Here is a 15,889-nt window from a genome sequence, read left to right as displayed (position 1 = left end):
GGGGTTCAGGTGAATCAGTTTTTATCACTGACGAGTTTTCAGGAAAATGTCATATCTCTTGTGCGCTATAGCTGCCAGCAACTACGAGAAGAATTTTTTCTCCGCCATTACTCGATGTAAAACAGTAAGTTATTCCAGTTTCGCCAGGTTCTAGTCTGGTTGCTTCTTGCGAGAGCCATGTGTTTTCCTCTTCGTACATATCACATATTTCGGTGCCGACAGCGCCTAAGCCTTGAAAGGCAACTAGATCGTTGAAGGTTATCTCCCATCGTCTTTCCTGCCAGTCTGTAAACTCCATTATCAATGTATTGCGGTTGCATATCAGTTTTTCAATTGTTCCATCTGCCACAGGGAATTTTTTCATGTCAGCTTCCTGGATGTTTTTCACCCGGCAAAAATCCGGTTCCGTGCCCTTCTTCGTAATTATGTGGTAGTACTTTCATTACTAGACTGTTTTTTTCAGCCTGTTTCCAACTGAAGTCGTTGGGCTTTAGCTCTATGTGATAGTGCTCGCCGTGATGTCTCTGTACGAATACACCCTCATCTCCCGGATGGCTCTCAAATCTAATCCGGGTATTACTGTTAGGTTTCCACTCCATTCGCTGAGTGCCATGCTTTGTCGTGGAGACTTTTGGCGCTACTCCTAGCACGTCTGTTAAATCATTAGGATCGCTTGGAAAATGAGAGTGGGCAGTGGGTAGGCTTGGCTGTCCATCATTGTGTCGCGGTACAGGCTCGTCAACACTCAACGATGGTTTACATTCTTTATTCCCTGGGCATGTACTCAGTCCCAGCGGATCCACCCACCCCGTAGGGTTAGGCACATACCGATACCCATTAATCCCACCCGCCAACTTCACCGGGTCCGGCGTCAGGTAGCGACCAATATCCGGATTGTAGTAGCGATGGCGGTTGTAGTGCAGGCCGCTTTCTTCGTCGAAGTATTGGCCCTGGAAACGCAGCGGATTATCGATTTTGCCTACGTCGAGGCGGGCGATTTCGCCGTAGGCGCGGTAGTGGGCGGACCAGGCGATATCGCCCTCGGGGGTGGTGAGTTCCTGGGGTGTGCCGAGGTGGTCGAGTTGGTAGTGGTAGGGCTGTGTTTCTTTTGGACCGAAGCCTTCTAAAAGCGCCAGCGGCCGGAAGCTGTCGGGTTCGTAGAGGTAGCTGCGGTGGCGGCCCGCTTGGTGTTCGGCGATAAGTGTGTCGCCTTGCCAGAAAAATTCGGTGGTGATGCCGTCGACGGTTTTGCTGATACGTCGGCCAAACGGGTCATAGCGGTAGCTGGCGGTTTGGCCGTTAGGCCGGGTGATTTCGATCAGCCGGTGCTGGCTGTCATAACGGTATTCGGTGACGAGTTGCTGGCCTTTGCCACGCCGTTCCTGGGTCAGGTTGCCGAAGGCGTCGTAGGTGTAGTGGCGGTCGCCCTGGATCAGCAGGCGGTTGCCGGCGACGATGTCGGGGCCGGGGCGGTTTTGCATCAGCAGGTTGCCGGCCGGGTTGTGGGCGAAACGTTCCTGCACGTCGTGGGAATGGTCGGCGCGGGTCAGGCGTTGCAGCGGGTCGTAGTGGTAGTGGTGTTCGCCTTTGCGGGTGTCGAGCAGGTGGGTGAGGTTGCCGCCTCGGTCGTAGTCGTATTGACGCTGGTAGAGCGGATGGGTCTGGTGGGTGACGGCGTGGGCGTGCAGGCGCTGTTGGTCGTCGTAGTGATAGTGGCTGAGCAGTTGGCCTTGTTGGCGCTGGTGTTCCAGACCGGCGTTGAATAGGTGCGAGGTCAGGGTTTTGCCATTCAATTCAACAGTCGCAAGGTGCCCGCCCTTGTCGCGGTTGAACACTACGCGGTTGTTGTCCGGCAGGCGCAGGTGCTTGAGCTGGCCGCAGGCGTCGTAGCCGTAGCGCAGGGTGCCCCAGCCCTGGTGTTCGGCGGTGAGGCGGTTTTGGCGGTCGTATTCGTAGGCCAACGCCCAGTGGCCGTCGTCGACACTGAGGAGATTGCCCTGGCGGTCGTAGGCGTAATCGACGTTGTTGCCGTCGGGCAGGGTTTTTCGTACGAGGCGTCCGGCGTGGTCGCGTTCGTAACGAGTGACGAGCTGACTACCGTCGTCGCCGTGTTCGGTTTTTTCCTGCAGGTTGCCGTTGAGGTCGTAAACGTAAGCGGTGCGCTGCCCATCAAACCCGACTTCCTGTTGGATCAGCCCGTTGGGGTGATAGTTGAGTCGGTAGGTCTCGCCGACCTCGTTTTCGATTTCGGTGAGCAGTAATCGGGCGTTGTCATAGCGGTACTGGACCTGAGTACCATCGGCATTCAGGCGACGGCTGATCAGGTGCAGGCCGTCGGCGTAGTCGTAGCGGGTGACGTGGCCGAGTTCGTCGCGTTCGGCGGTGATTTTTCCGTAGGGGTTGTAGCTGTATTCGCGGGTGGCACCGCCTGGCAGGGTCAGACGAGTCAGCCGACCCACAGCGTCCCACTGGTACTGGGTCAGCGCGCCGTGTTCATCTTCGCGCGCCACCTCGCGGCCCAGGTCGTCGTAGCGATAGCGCCTGATGCCACCATTGGGCAACTGCTCCTCAACCAGTTGCCCGCGCTCATTCCACACCAAGCGATGGCAGCTGTGATCCGGGTACCAGACGCCGGTCAGTTGCCCATGTTTGTTGTAGCTGTAGTCGGTAACGTGACCGTCGGGATCGGTGCTACGGGTGATATCGCCCTGGTCATTGCGCTCGTATTTCCAGACCGCTTCACCCCGGCGCACCACGCGTACGAAACCGTGGTCATGCTCGTAGGTAGTGGGCTCATCTTCGCCGGGAAACAGCGCCACCAGCCGTCCGGCTTCGTCGTACTGATACGCCGTCACCGCCCCCAGCGGGTCTTGTTCGACCGTCAACCGCCCTTGGGCATCGTAGGATTTGAAGTGCTGCGCGCCATCGGGATCGATGCGTTGCACCAATCGCGCACGGTCGTCGTGGACATAGATTTCCTGGCTGCCATCGGCGTTGTGCACCGTGACTTGGCCGTCATCGCCCCACACATAGCGCGTGTCCATCTGCGAGAAGCTGGCCCAGTGCCGCACACAGCGCGCCGCCTTGCCGGAGCGTTCCCACGCCCAGAAGAAACTCGCCCCACCGGCCAGGCCGCGTTCCACAATGACGTGCTGCTCGTCGTAGCGATACACCTCGCTCTCGCCGACGGCATTGGTCGCCGAGACCAGTCGGCCCAGGTCGTCATAGGCGTAGGAAACGACGTTTTGCTCAGTCGTCCAGACATACGGACCACGGCCTTCGGCGCGCTGAATCTGGTAGTCCACCGCGACAATGCGCCCGCTCCCATAGCGCAGAAACAACGAGCGACCCACCCCGTTATCCACCCGCTCGATACGTCCGAGCACGTCGCGGAAAATTCGCAGGCGGTTGTCATACGCATCGCTGATCGCCGTCAGCACACCGTCGCGAAAGTGGTAGAACCGCGATGCCTGGGCCAGCACCAGCTCATCCGGCGAAGCCCCCAGATAGATCGCTGCTTCGGCCAGGCTATTGGTGATTGCCGGCCTCGCAACGGTGGGGATTGGAAACGAGATAGAGCGATTTTCATGGTCGGTCCACACCACCGAATCGCCTGAAACCAGCAGCCGCTGTGCCAGGCCGTGGCTCCAGCCAAACCCCAGTCCTAAATCGACTTCCACCGCACTGGTGCGATACAGGCGTGTCCATTCAAACGGCAAAATCCCATCCAACGTGCCATCAGTCAGGGTCAGCAATTCCTCGCCGGTGACCATCGATACGGGGCAGCCGTTAGTGACGGTTTTATCCGCAGAAGCCGCCGCATCGCCCTTAGGATTTGTCGCCACGAGCGGTGCATCATCCACAGGCTCTTTTTGCTTCAGCACCGCGTTCTGCCGCGCCCGCCAGCGCATCTGCAGCGTGCCTTGCTTCACTCCGCCGACCACGCCGCGAACCGCTACCGCTTTGTAGCGATCCACCGCCTGCATGAACCTCGTCAGAATCGCCAGCACGCTCTGAACAAAACCAACAGCCGCTTTAACAATCTGTGCGCCATACCTGGCCAACCGCAGGCTCAAATACGCCACAGCCGCCGCCGGCAATGCGATGGTCAGCACCGCGCCAATCACCAGGTCAATCAGCAGCGACACCACAAACCCAGCGGCCACTTGCGCAATCTCACTGGGCGGCAATGCGCCCAACCAGATCATCGCCGTGCGCACCAGCAGGAACAGCGCCGCCTCATCACTGGCGAGCAACATCGCCTGTTCCATGACCTTGGGCGCATCGGTGGCGATTTGTGCCAGCTTGGCCGCTTCGGCTCCCAGCTGTTCGACGTACTTCAACGGGTTTTCAAGAATCGCCTGCACCAGCTTGATGCTGTCCCACACGTCCCGGATCGCGGCCCAACTGCCCGCCAGCACGCCGCTGCCAATCGCACTGGCCGTGGACTGCTGCCAATGCGGCTTGAAGCCTTGCCACTGTTCGCGAAGCCACCGCTCCAGGTCCGCCATCAGCCCGGCGTAGGAGGCGAACAACGCGTCAACCTGCTCCTGGGAAACACCGCCCTGTACCCGAACCTGATAGCGCCCGCCAGCGGCGCAGTGGTGTGAGCCCTTGCCGTGCTCATCCAACATGACCCGCGTGGAACTGCCGTCATCCAGCCTGATCACCTCGACCGGAATGTCGCCAATCGGCACGTCATACACTGAGTCGAATTTGCTCTCTATCTTCAGCTCGCCGCCCAACTGGCACACGGCAACACTGCCGATAAAGTTAGCGTCGCTCATGCTTACGGTTGTCTGCGAGTCACCGACGCGCAACACCCGATCCATCCCCAGCAACGACGGCATATCTGCCGCATGGCTCACCGAATCCACCGTCCGCGAATACCAGGCGCCCATCTGCTGGCGATAAGTCACCAGGCTCTGATGAAAGCCATCCAGCTCATGTTCGATAGAGGCAATGTGGGAAGCGTGGGTCATCCGTGACGTCTCGGCAGAGGGCAAGGCGTCGGAGTCTGCCGCAGTAAAAAGCGGCTGGATGAACGGTGGGGAAAATCAGAAAGGGCTTATGAAGGTCGCGCAATAGTCAGCCCCAATCACAGTTGGGGGCTACTTCAAATGGCGATTATGCTGATTGAAGAGCAGTGCGCTGTGGTTCTCAAAGTTGGAAGCTCGGTTGAATAACGAAAGCCTGCTTTTCAGGGCAGGCTTATCGCACGCTAAGGCTGGCTTACTTCTGATGCGCCGTCAGCGCCGCATACCCATTCATCAAGTTGCGATAGTTCGGGATACGCTGGGACAGTAGATTGCCCAGCCCTTCGATATCGTTACGCCAGTCGCGATGCAGCTCACAAGCCACCGAGAACCAGTTCATCAACTGTGCACCGGCTTGTGTCATCCGGCTCCACGCCGCTTGCTGCACCGTGGTGTTGAACGTGCCGGATGCATCGGTTACCACAAACACCTCAAACCCTTCCGCCAGCGCCGACAAGGTCGGGAACGCTACGCAGACATCCGTGACCACACCGGCAATGATGATTTGCTTACGGCCGGTGGCTTTGATTGCCTTGACGAAATCTTCGTTGTCCCACGCATTGATCTGACCAGGACGGGCGATGTAAGGCGCATCCGGGAACATCTCTTTCAGCTCCGGCACCAGCGGGCCGTTGGGGCCCTGTTCGAAGCTGGTGGTGAGGATGGTCGGCAGGTTGAAGAACTTCGCCAGGTCGGCCAAAGCCAGCACGTTGTTCTTGAACTCGTTGGGTGAGAAGTCCTGCACCAGGGAGATCAGACCGGTCTGGTGGTCGACCAGCAGTACGATGGCGTCGTCTTTGTTGAGGCGGTTGTAGGTTGCAGTGCTCATGGTTGAATCCTTTTTTGTTTAGGTTGGTTGGGCGTTGCGTTCAACATGGGCACAGATTAATGGGTGCTTAGAATGTGATAAACCGGCTGGAATATGTCTTTCTGTCAACTTAAATAGGACGATGGCAAATCTTGTTCGACAGTGCTGCCGATGAAGAGTCGAGCGTTGAAGGGAGACTGAGTGACAGGTGTTCGCAGTGGCGGCGTCGCGGTGGTTGCGACTATAGGAGGGCGTTTCTTACGGACATTAAAAAGCCGGCTTGTGGCCGGCTTCTCGGGGACTGCTTCAATTTGTTTTTGACAAACCTTACCAGCCTTCAAATCGCTCAGCCCACATGGCGTCGGGCTGAATAGTAGGGGCATCCGCGGGAACTCCTCCGCTTCGCCGAGCAGGGTGGATAGCCTTGGGCTACCCCTGCCAAATGTGCGACGGATGATACCCACATTCCTCTCAGTTGCCCACCTCCGTGTCCGATTTAGAGCCTTCCCAGCCTAATAGGTGCTCATCCAGCGGTACCGGAGGGCGGCGGTTGTTGAGGGTGGACCACCAAAACACCCAGCCTACAATCTCGAAGTTCTGTTCGAAGCGTTCCTCGTGGGTGAGGTATTCATCCGGGTGTTCGCTGGCGTTGTGACTGCGCATGCGCAAACCGCCGCCAGGCCGGTTGTAGAGGTATTTGATGCGTAGCATGCCGTCGTGTTCGACGGCGTAGATTTCGCCGTCAATGATTTGGGTACGGCCTTTGTCGATGGCGAGGGTGGCGCCTTGCTGGATGATGTCGATCATGCTGTTGTCGACCATGTAGGCGCCCAGCGCGCGGTCGGGGTTGATGTTGAGGGTTTTGAGAGCGTGCACAGAGATGCGAATACGTTCGGTTGAAGTGAAGGTGGGGTGGAGGGGGATTTCCACATCCAGTTTTTCCGGCGGGCAGGCGGGGCCTGTGAGGTATTTGCCACTTTCTTCGCGGGTGGGGAGTCCTTTCCGTGTACCGGGGCCTTCCAGCAGGAAGTTGGCCGGTGGGTGTTTGGGGCCTTCGCCGGTGCGTAGCCAACGGCTGGAGACACAGAGCAGTTCTGCGATCTCATTGAGTCGGCCCATGGGCACGCCGCGTTTGAACCAGTTGTTCACATGTTGAGGTGTGACACCGCGGTTCTTGGCGAAGTCGGAAGCGGAAAGATGAACTTCCCGCAGTAGCGCTTTTAAACGATCACCTGATTTATTCATAAACGCAGAGTTTACTGGCCGAGAAAACTAATCAAATAAACCATGCGTTGATTTGCACTTGTAGGTTTTTGCTTAGTTGTGGCCTATTTTTTCATTTTTATTGCGCACTTAAACGTTAGTTGCTGTTTGTTGAACTATGCGTTTATTTTTTCCAAAAAAAAGCCCCGAATGAACGGGGCTTTTTCTGATGGACTCAGGCAATGAGGATTCGGTATCAGCCTTTGTAGGCAGCCACCGACTTCATGATCTCGGCACGGGCGGCGTCTGCGTTGCCCCAACCGTCGATCTTCACCCATTTGCCTTTTTCGAGGTCTTTGTAGTTCTCGAAGAAGTGTTTGATCTGTTCCAGCAGCAGTGGCGGCAGATCGGTGTATTCCTTCACGTCCACGTACAGCTGGGACAGTTTGTCGTGAGGCACTGCGATGACTTTGGCATCGCCGCCGCCGTCGTCGGTCATGTTCAGGATGCCGACTGGGCGTGCGCGGATAACCGAGCCAGGGGTAACCGGGTAAGGGGTTACGACCAGTACGTCGAGGGGGTCGCCGTCGTCAGCCAGGGTGTTGGGGATAAAACCGTAGTTGGCCGGGTAGAACATCGGGGTGGCCATGAAACGGTCAACGAACAGGCAGTCGCTGTCTTTGTCGATTTCGTATTTGATCGGCGCGTGGTTGGCCGGAATCTCGATGGCGACGTAGATGTCGTTCGGCAGGTCTTTGCCAGCCGGAATCTTGCTGTAGCTCATTGGGCGTTGCCCCCGTTAGTTGGCCAAGAAACTTGGCCGGATTGGCCTAAAAGTGGCCGCGATTATAGGCACATTCTGACGCCGATGCCATGCGCCAGACGTCGTACGGTCATTCGCCTTGTGGCTGATAGCGCGGGTCAGCGGCTTGCAGTTGGGTCAGGCGGGCCAGGGGATCCTGGCGATAGAAGCGGCTGAGTTGGGCGTATACCTGGGGATAACTGTCGACCAGCAAATCCGGGGCGCTGAAGAAATATTCGCTGGTAACGGCAAAGAACTCCGCCGGGTTTTCCGCCGCGTACGGGTCTATCTGCGTTTCGGCATCGGGGTGGGCGTCCAACTGGCGATTGAGGTCATCAAACGCGCTTTGCATCACGCTGGCCCACTCCTGCACGCGCATGTCGCTGTGCAGCGGCGGCAGGCCGTTGGCGTCGCCGTTGAGCATGTCGAGCTTGTGCGCCAGTTCGTGGATCACCAGGTTGTAGCCTTCCCACTGGCCGCTGGCTAGCACGCCGGGCCAGGCAAGGATCACCGGGCCTTGTTGCCAGGCTTCGCCGCTGTGCTCGCCATCCCACTCGTGCTCGACGCCGCTGGCGTCGCGATGACGTTGCGGGCTGAGGAAGTCGTCGGGGTACAGCACGATTTCGTGGAAGCCCTGATACCAATCGAGGTCGCCAAGGTTCATCAGCGGCAATTGCGCTTGGGCGGCGAGCAGCAGGCGTTGTTCCTGATGCAAGTCGACGCCGGGGAGGGCGGTGAGGTGTTTTTCGGCGAGGAACACCACGCAGGCTTCACGCAGCCACTGGTCCTGCTCGGCGCTGATGCCGTCGAGGAAGGTCAGGTGATGGCGCACCCGCTGCCACGTGTCGTCGGCAATCGGGTGCTTGGCCAGCAGGCGCCGACGACGCCAGGCGCTGAGGGACCACATCGCCGGTTACTGCTGTTTGGCTTCGGAGCTGGTGCGGCCAAAGCGGCTGCGAAACACGCCGATGATCATCGGCACCAGGGACAGCAGAATGATGAACACCACCAACAGCGACAGGTTTTTCTTGATAAACGGCACGTTGCCGAAGAAGTACCCGAGGGTCACCAGGCCGCCGACCCACAGCACGGTACCCAGCACGCTGAAGCCGAAAAAGCGGGCGTACGGCATTTTGGCGACGCCGGCGACGAACGGCGCAAAGGTGCGCAGGATCGGCAGGAAGCGCGCCAGGGTCACGGTTTTGCCGCCGTGCTTGTCATAGAAATCGTGGGTTTTTTGCAAGTAGTCGCGGCGGAAGATCTTCGAATTCGGGTTGCTGAACAAACGCTCGCCGGCGGTTCGCCCGATCACATAGTTGGTGCTGTCGCCAAGGATCGCCGCCAGCATCAACAGGCCGGCCAACAACACCGGGTCCATACCGCCGCCGGCCGCCACCGCACCGGCAATAAACAGCAGCGAATCGCCCGGCAGGAAGGGCATGACCACCAGGCCGGTCTCGCAAAAGATCACCAGAAACAGAATGGCGTAGATCCACGGACCGTAATTGGTGACCAGCAGATCGAGGTAAACATCGAGATGCAGGATAAGGTCGAGCGGGTTGAAATCCATGGATGGCACCTGTGTGAACGGCCCGACTCAGCAGGCCTGTGCGGAAGCTCGGGTAAGTAAGGCTACAAGTGTATGCCGCGATTCTTACAACCCTGAAAGGTGCGCATTATACGGATCGGGAGGTGAAAAGCGTGTGGCTTTTGTAGCGGGGGATGTCGTGGAGCCCGGTCTGCAGATTGCCACCAATTCAGCGTGTTCGCGAAAGTGGTGGGGCAGTCAGACCGTCATCGGGGGCAAGCCCCCTCCCACATTGGAGTAGTGTCAAGGCACCTGGCTCGGAGCGTTTCCCTGCATTTACACCCGCAGAACCGGTCGCAAACCCGCCATGACAATAAGATCAATGTGGGAGAGGGCTTGCCCTCGTTAACAGTGTGTCTATCCGGGCATCAGTCTTCGCTGATCGGCAACGTGTAGTTCTTGAATTCGGTGTCCTCGCGAAAACCCATCGACTCGTAGGTTTTTTGCGCCACCTGGTTATCACTGCTGGTGGACACCCGCAGCCGCACCGCGTGGGTCTCCTTGGCCATTTTCTTGGCCGTGCGCATCAGGTTGTCCGCCACCAATTGGCGACGTGCGTCTTCGGCCACATAAATATCATTGAGGATCCACACCCGCTTGAGCGACAGCGACGAAAAGCTCGGGTACAGCTGGCAAAACCCAAGCAGCTTCTTGTCGTCGTCATCGGCCAGCGCCAGGTAGATCACCGACTCCTTGCGCCGCAGGCGTTTTTCCAGGAAGGCCCGGGACGAGTCCGGGTAGGGCAGCGCCCCATAGAACTCGCGGTATTTGACGAACAAGGGGGTCAACAGGTCCAAGTGTTCCAGGGTCGCTTGAGTAATCCGCATGCCAGGCCTCAACTTCCAAATGGGGTATGACCACACAAGCGGCCGTGACCGGATGCTGCCTAATGGCGCCAAAAAGCGCAATCGTGCCGCTATTGGTCATCCGGTGAGCTGAGCAGAAAATTCCCTTTCATCAGGTCCGGATCGTCCGACTCGATCGTCTGAACCTGCGCCTCGTCCTTGAGATTGACCCCCGACAGCTGCCGTCGACACGCCTCTCGCATCAAGTAAAGCAGGCGATGCGCTGCCATGCCGTAACTCAGCCCTTCCAAACGCACGTTGGAGATGCAGTTGCGGTAGGCATCGGTGAGGCCGACCTTGGGGTTGTAGGTGAAATACAGGCCCAGGCTGTCCGGTGAGCTGAGCCCCGGTCGTTCGCCGATCAGGATCACCACCATTTTGGCGCCGAGCAATTGCCCGATCTCGTCGGCCACGGCCACACGGCCCTGTTCCACCAGTATCACCGGCGATAACGACCAGCCCTCGGCGTGGGTTTGTTCCTCCAGGCGTGTCAGAAACGGCAAGGTGTGTTTATGCACCGCCAATGCCGATAAACCATCGGCCACCACCACTGCCAGGTCCACGCCTCCCGGATTGGCCTGGGCATGCGCGCGCAGGGCCTGGGCCGATTCATCACTCAAGCGGCGGCCCAGGTCCGGGCGTTGCAGGTAGCTGTGGCGGTCGGTGGCGGCGCTGTGCAGCAACAAGCTGTCACGCCCGCGTTCGGCCAGTTGCTGGCTCAGGCCCGCATGGTCGAACGGCAGGTGCACCGCGTCGCGCGCCTGGGCGTGGGCGAACTGGAAATCCAGTTGCGCACTGGTGGGAATGCTGGTGCCGGTGCGGCCCAGGGCAATGCGCGCCGGGGTGAGGCGGCGCAGTTCCAGCCAGGGGTTGTCGGGCAGGTCGCGTTGCACGGTAGGCTCCTTCATCCCAGTTGCGCCAAGGCTTGGCGAAAAGCCGGTGGCAGGCTGCTGCCGAAGCGCACCTTACCGTCGGCCTGCGTGAAAATGCCCATTTTCGCCAGCCACTGTTCAAATTCCGGTGCCGGTTTTAACCCCAAGGTCTGCCGGGCGTATAGCGCGTCATGGAAGGAGGTGGTCTGGTAGTTGAGCATGATGTCGTCGGAGCCGGGGATGCCCATGATGAAGTTGATCCCGGCCACGCCCAGCAGCGTCAGCAGGGTATCCATGTCGTCCTGGTCGGCTTCGGCGTGGTTGGTGTAGCAGATGTCGCAGCCCATCGGCACGCCCAATAGCTTGCCGCAGAAATGATCCTCAAGGCCGGCGCGGATGATTTGCTTGCCGTTGTACAGGTATTCCGGGCCGATAAAGCCGACCACGGTGTTAACCAGAAACGGCTTGAAATGCCGCGCCACCGCGTAAGCGCGGGTTTCGCAGGTTTGCTGGTCGACGCCAAAGTGCGCGTTGGCTGACAAGGCGCTGCCCTGGCCGGTTTCGAAATACATCAGGTTTTGTCCCAGGGTGCCGCGCTTGAGGCTCAAACCCGCCTCGTAACCTTCCTGCAGCACGCTCAGGCTGATGCCGAAACTGGCGTTGGCCGCCTCGGTGCCGGCAATCGACTGAAACACCAGGTCCAGGGGCACGCCACGGTTGATGGCTTCGATAGAGGTGGTGACGTGGGTCAGCACACAGGCTTGGGTGGGGATCTCGTAGCGTTGGATGATCGCGTCGAGCATCTCCAGCATCGCGCAGATCGAGGCGATGCTGTCGGTGGCCGGGTTGATGCCGATCATGGCGTCGCCGTTGCCGTAGAGCAGGCCGTCGAGAATGCTGGCGGCGATGCCCGCCGGTTCGTCCGTGGGGTGGTTGGGTTGCAGGCGCGTCGACAAGCGCCCGCGCAGGCCCATGGTGCCGCGAAACTGGGTGACGACGCGGATCTTCTGCGCCACCAGCACCAGGTCCTGCACGCGCATGATCTTCGACACGGCGGCGGCCATTTCCGGCGTCAGCCCGGGCGCCAGGGCGCGTAGGGATTGTTCGTCGGCGGCGTCGCTCAGTAGCCAGTCGCGCAGGCCGCCGACGGTCAGGTGGCTGACTGCGCTAAATGCCTGTTTGTCGTGGGTGTCGATGATCAGACGGGTGACTTCATCGCTTTCGTAGGGAATCAGCGCTTCTTCAAGGAAATGTTTCAACGGGATATTTGCCAGCGCCATTTGCGCCGCCACCCGCTCGCCGTCGTTCTGCGCGGCCACGCCGGCCAGAAAGTCCCCGGAACGGGCGGGGCTGGCCTTGGCCATTACGTCTTTGAGGCTATCAAAGCGGTAGGTTTGTGCACCGACCGCGTGGGAAAAGCTTGCCATACAGTGTCTCCTTGACGACGCGGGCCAAATGAATGAACAGCGCCCGCGTCGAGGTTTACGGCTTAGTGCAAGGCGGCCTCTGCGGCCTGGATCGCGGCGAATTCTTCTTCGGGCGTGCCTGCTACCAAGTGATGCCGGCTGTAGAAAGCAAAGTAAGCAATTAATACTCCATAGATGATCGCCGCGCCAATCACCACCCGCGGATCCACCAGAAAGCCCGCCACCACGGCCACACAGGCCAGTACCAGCGCGACGCCGGACGTGAAAATGCCGCCGGGCGTGCGGTAAGGACGTTCCATTTTGGGGCGACGCACGCGCAGGGTGATGTGCGCGGCCATCATCAACACATAGGAAATCGTCGCACCGAACACCGCCACCAGGATCAGCAGATCGCCCTGGCCAGTGAGGGACAGGCCGAACCCGATGATGCCGGGGATCACCAGCGCCAGTACCGGCGCCTTGCTTTTGTTGGTTTGCGACAGCTTGCGCGGCAGGTAGCCGGCGCGGGAAAGCGCGAAAATCTGCCGCGAATAGGCGTAGATAATCGAGAAAAAGCTCGCGATCAGCCCGGCCAGGCCGACCAGATTGACGAAGCTGCCCATCCAGGTCGAGCCGCCGTAGGACAACGCCAGTGCTTCCACCAACGGGTTACCCGATTTGACCAGCGCATAGGTGCCGGCGCCGCCCGGTGCGATCACCAGAATCAGCAGGGCAAAACTGGTGAGCACCACAATGGCGCCGATCAGGCCACGGGGCAGGTCGCGCTTGGGGTTCTTGGTTTCTTCAGCGGCCAGCGGTACGCCTTCCACGGCGAGGAAAAACCAGATCGCATAAGGGATTGCCGCCCATACCCCGACGTAGCCGAAGGGCAGGAAGGTGCTGGCGCCCTTGGCTTCGGTCACCGGCACATCCAGCAAGTTGGCCATGTTGAAGTGCGGCACCATAGCCACAAGGAACACGCCCAGGGCAATCGCCGCAATGGCGGTGATCACGAACATCAGTTTCAGCGCTTCGCCGACGCCGAAAATATGGATGCCGATAAACAGGATGTAGAACGCCAGATAAATCATCCAGCCGCCAATGCCGAACAGCGACTCGCAATAGGCGCCGATAAATACCGCGATAGCGGCCGGGGCGATTGCGTATTCGATCAGGATGGCCGTTCCGGTGAGAAACCCGCCCCAGGGCCCGAAAGCGCTGCGGGCAAAGCCGTAGCCACCGCCGGCGGTGGGGATCATCGAGGACAGTTCGGCCAAGGAAAAACACATGCACAAGTACATGGTGGCCATCAGTAAAGTTGCGAGGAACATGCCGCCCCAGCCGCCTTGGGCCAGGCCGAAGTTCCAGCCGGCATAATCGCCGGAGATCACGTAGGCAACGCCGAGGCCCACCAGCAGTACCCAGCCGGCGGCGCCTTTTTTCAGTTCGCGTTGTTGGAAGTAGTCGGTGTCGACTTTTTCGAAGTCGACAGAAGATCCAGTGGGTTCGCTAGGCATGGAAAAGTACCTTTCATTGTTATTGTTTTTAACTCGGCCTCTGTGGGCCGGATGTATTCGCAAGTACTTATAAATATCTAAATGTGGGAGGGGGCAGGCCCCCTCCCACAGTTGATGGCATTTCAAAGATGGGAGGGTGTTGTGAGTTAGAAGAAGCCCAATGGATTAATGTCGTAACTCACCAGCAAGTTCTTGGTCTGCTGGTAGTGATCCAACATCATCTTGTGAGTCTCACGGCCCACGCCGGACTTCTTGTAACCGCCGAACGCGGCGTGCGCCGGGTAGAGGTGGTAGCAGTTGGTCCATACGCGGCCTGCTTTGATCGCCCGGCCCATGCGGTAGGCGCGGTTGATATCGCGGGTCCACACGCCGGCACCCAGGCCGAACTCGGTGTCGTTGGCAATTGCCAGGGCTTCGGCTTCGTCCTTGAACGTGGTGATGCTCACCACCGGGCCGAAGATTTCTTCCTGGAACACGCGCATTTCGTTGGTGCCCTTAAGCAGGGTCGGCTGGATGTAGTAACCGCCGGCCATGTCGCCGCTGAGTTTCTCGACCTGGCCGCCGGCCAGCAGTTGCGCACCTTCGCCCTTGGCGATGTCCAGGTACGAGAGGATCTTGTCGAACTGCTGCTCGGACGCCTGGGCGCCGACCATGGTGTCGGTGTCCAGCGGGTCGCCGCGTTTGATCTGCTCGATCTTCTTCATCACCACTTTCATGAAATCGTCGTAGATCGACTCTTCCACCAGCGCGCGGGATGGGCAGGTGCAGACTTCGCCTTGGTTGAAGAATGCCAGCACCAAGCCTTCAGCGGCCTTTTCGATGAACGACGGTTCGGCTTTCATGATGTCGGCGAAGAAGATGTTCGGCGACTTGCCGCCCAGTTCGACGGTGGACGGGATGATGTTGGTGGCCGCCGCGTGCATGATGTGCGAGCCCACCGGGGTTGAACCGGTAAAGGCGATCTTGGCGATGCGCTTGCTGGTGGCCAGGGCTTCGCCGGCTTCTTTGCCGAACCCGTGCACCACGTTCAGCACGCCCGGTGGCAGCAGGTCGCCGATCACTTCCATCAACACGTTGATGCCCAGCGGCGTCTGCTCGGCCGGCTTGAGCACGATGCAGTTACCGGCGGCAAGGGCCGGGGCGAGTTTCCAGGCGGCCATCAGCAGTGGGAAGTTCCAAGGAATGATCTGACCGACCACGCCCAGCGGCTCATGGAAGTGATAGGACGCGGTGTGCTCATTGATCTCGGCGCTGGTGCCTTCCTGGGCGCGGATGCAGCCGGCGAAGTAACGGAAGTGGTCGGCAGCGAGGGGGATGTCGGCGTTGAGGGTTTCACGCACGGCTTTGCCGTTGTCCCAGGTCTCGGTGATGGCAAGCAGTTCGAGGTTCTGCTCGATGCGATCGGCGATTTTCAGCAGCACCAGCGAGCGGTCCTGGGCTGAGGTTTTGCCCCAGGCGTCGGCGGCGGCATGGGCGGCGTCCAGCGCTTTATCGATGTCCTTGGCAGTGGAGCGGGGGAATTCGGCGATAGGCTTGCCGTTGACCGGCGAGGTGTTGGTGAAATAGTTGCCATCGACCGGCGCAACGAACTCGCCACCGATGTAGTTGCCGTACTTGGCCTTGAACGAAACGATCGCGCCTTCAGTACCGGGGTGTGCGTAACGCATGGTGGGTATCTCCTGGCTTTTTATGTTTATTGGAGTGCAGCGCTCAAGCGCTTGGTAAAGCGTAGAGCAAAGGTTGGGCCACTGCGTTGTGGGCCAGGTAAATCAAGGGGTTGGGGTTTGTTGCAAAGGGTTGCTGTGGCACGCG

General features: G+C 59.2%; 12 protein-coding genes. All 12 read right to left on the bottom strand.

The features are described 5' to 3' along the window. Positions 1–49: 49 nt before the first annotated feature. The 12 genes from QRN41_RS22095 to exaC all read right to left on the bottom strand — a co-directional run bounded on the left by QRN41_RS22095 (position 50) and on the right by exaC (position 15,744). Positions 50–364: a hypothetical protein gene (locus QRN41_RS22095; protein ID WP_034100954.1), complete on the bottom strand. Its 315-nt coding sequence runs from the start codon at positions 362–364 to the stop codon at positions 50–52. A 1-nt stretch (position 365) separates the two neighbouring features. Beyond that, positions 366–4,982 carry an RHS repeat-associated core domain-containing protein gene (locus tag QRN41_RS22090; protein ID WP_285422137.1) on the bottom strand — a complete coding sequence of 1,539 codons (4,617 nt, stop codon included), beginning with the start codon at positions 4,980–4,982 and terminating at the stop codon, positions 366–368. 250 nt (positions 4,983–5,232) lie between these two features. Then, positions 5,233–5,865 (bottom strand): isochorismate family cysteine hydrolase YcaC, encoded by a 633-nt coding sequence (gene ycaC, locus QRN41_RS22085; RefSeq protein ID WP_034100941.1) that lies wholly within the window; start codon positions 5,863–5,865, stop codon positions 5,233–5,235. 450 nt (positions 5,866–6,315) lie between these two features. Beyond that, complete coding sequence (locus tag QRN41_RS22080; protein WP_034100940.1) at positions 6,316–7,089, bottom strand: LexA family transcriptional regulator; 774 nt, start codon at positions 7,087–7,089, stop codon at positions 6,316–6,318. A gap of 214 nt (positions 7,090–7,303) precedes the next feature. Continuing rightward, positions 7,304–7,831 carry an inorganic diphosphatase gene (gene ppa / locus QRN41_RS22075; RefSeq protein WP_003176323.1) on the bottom strand — a complete coding sequence of 176 codons (528 nt, stop codon included), beginning with the start codon at positions 7,829–7,831 and terminating at the stop codon, positions 7,304–7,306. 109 nt (positions 7,832–7,940) lie between these two features. Beyond that, positions 7,941–8,756 (bottom strand): M90 family metallopeptidase, encoded by an 816-nt coding sequence (locus QRN41_RS22070; RefSeq protein WP_034139435.1) that lies wholly within the window; start codon positions 8,754–8,756, stop codon positions 7,941–7,943. Between the two features lie 6 nt (positions 8,757–8,762). Beyond that, positions 8,763–9,419 (bottom strand): DedA family protein, encoded by a 657-nt coding sequence (locus QRN41_RS22065; RefSeq protein ID WP_123479421.1) that lies wholly within the window; start codon positions 9,417–9,419, stop codon positions 8,763–8,765. A 386-nt stretch (positions 9,420–9,805) separates the two neighbouring features. Beyond that, positions 9,806–10,264 (bottom strand): GNAT family N-acetyltransferase, encoded by a 459-nt coding sequence (locus QRN41_RS22060; RefSeq protein WP_167418181.1) that lies wholly within the window; start codon positions 10,262–10,264, stop codon positions 9,806–9,808. A gap of 89 nt (positions 10,265–10,353) precedes the next feature. Further along, positions 10,354–11,190: an ethanolamine ammonia-lyase subunit EutC gene (gene eutC, locus QRN41_RS22055; RefSeq protein ID WP_167418182.1), complete on the bottom strand. Its 837-nt coding sequence runs from the start codon at positions 11,188–11,190 to the stop codon at positions 10,354–10,356. After that, positions 11,187–12,581 carry an ethanolamine ammonia-lyase subunit EutB gene (locus QRN41_RS22050; protein WP_034100935.1) on the bottom strand — a complete coding sequence of 465 codons (1,395 nt, stop codon included), beginning with the start codon at positions 12,579–12,581 and terminating at the stop codon, positions 11,187–11,189. Before QRN41_RS22050 ends, eutC begins: the two co-directional genes overlap by 4 nt. A gap of 62 nt (positions 12,582–12,643) precedes the next feature. Continuing rightward, positions 12,644–14,077, bottom strand: a complete 1,434-nt coding sequence (gene eat / locus QRN41_RS22045) for an ethanolamine permease (RefSeq protein WP_034100934.1) — start codon at positions 14,075–14,077, stop codon at positions 12,644–12,646. Between the two features lie 146 nt (positions 14,078–14,223). After that, a complete protein-coding gene (gene exaC / locus QRN41_RS22040; protein ID WP_034115221.1) occupies positions 14,224–15,744 on the bottom strand; it encodes an acetaldehyde dehydrogenase ExaC in 1,521 nt (506 codons plus the stop codon). Positions 15,745–15,889 lie beyond the last annotated feature (145 nt).

The sequence above is a fragment of the Pseudomonas sp. efr-133-TYG-23 genome (assembly GCF_030209215.1).
Classification (GTDB): Bacteria; Pseudomonadota; Gammaproteobacteria; order Pseudomonadales; family Pseudomonadaceae; genus Aquipseudomonas; species Aquipseudomonas rhodesiae.
Note: the sequence above shows the minus strand (reverse complement) of the source record. Positions and strands in the feature narration are given on the sequence as shown.

What these genes read in the sequence shown, in the direction of transcription:
- QRN41_RS22095 (WP_034100954.1), bottom strand. Translation starts at nt 364, where the DNA reads ATGAAAAAATTCCCTGTGGCAGATGGAACAATTGAAAAACTGATATGC.
- QRN41_RS22090 (WP_285422137.1), bottom strand. Translation starts at nt 4,982, where the DNA reads ATGACCCACGCTTCCCACATTGCCTCTATCGAACATGAGCTGGATGGC.
- ycaC (WP_034100941.1), bottom strand. Translation starts at nt 5,865, where the DNA reads ATGAGCACTGCAACCTACAACCGCCTCAACAAAGACGACGCCATCGTA.
- QRN41_RS22080 (WP_034100940.1), bottom strand. Translation starts at nt 7,089, where the DNA reads ATGAATAAATCAGGTGATCGTTTAAAAGCGCTACTGCGGGAAGTTCAT.
- ppa (WP_003176323.1), bottom strand. Translation starts at nt 7,831, where the DNA reads ATGAGCTACAGCAAGATTCCGGCTGGCAAAGACCTGCCGAACGACATC.
- QRN41_RS22070 (WP_034139435.1), bottom strand. Translation starts at nt 8,756, where the DNA reads ATGTGGTCCCTCAGCGCCTGGCGTCGTCGGCGCCTGCTGGCCAAGCAC.
- QRN41_RS22065 (WP_123479421.1), bottom strand. Translation starts at nt 9,419, where the DNA reads ATGGATTTCAACCCGCTCGACCTTATCCTGCATCTCGATGTTTACCTC.
- QRN41_RS22060 (WP_167418181.1), bottom strand. Translation starts at nt 10,264, where the DNA reads ATGCGGATTACTCAAGCGACCCTGGAACACTTGGACCTGTTGACCCCC.
- eutC (WP_167418182.1), bottom strand. Translation starts at nt 11,190, where the DNA reads ATGAAGGAGCCTACCGTGCAACGCGACCTGCCCGACAACCCCTGGCTG.
- QRN41_RS22050 (WP_034100935.1), bottom strand. Translation starts at nt 12,581, where the DNA reads ATGGCAAGCTTTTCCCACGCGGTCGGTGCACAAACCTACCGCTTTGAT.
- eat (WP_034100934.1), bottom strand. Translation starts at nt 14,077, where the DNA reads ATGCCTAGCGAACCCACTGGATCTTCTGTCGACTTCGAAAAAGTCGAC.
- exaC (WP_034115221.1), bottom strand. Translation starts at nt 15,744, where the DNA reads ATGCGTTACGCACACCCCGGTACTGAAGGCGCGATCGTTTCGTTCAAG.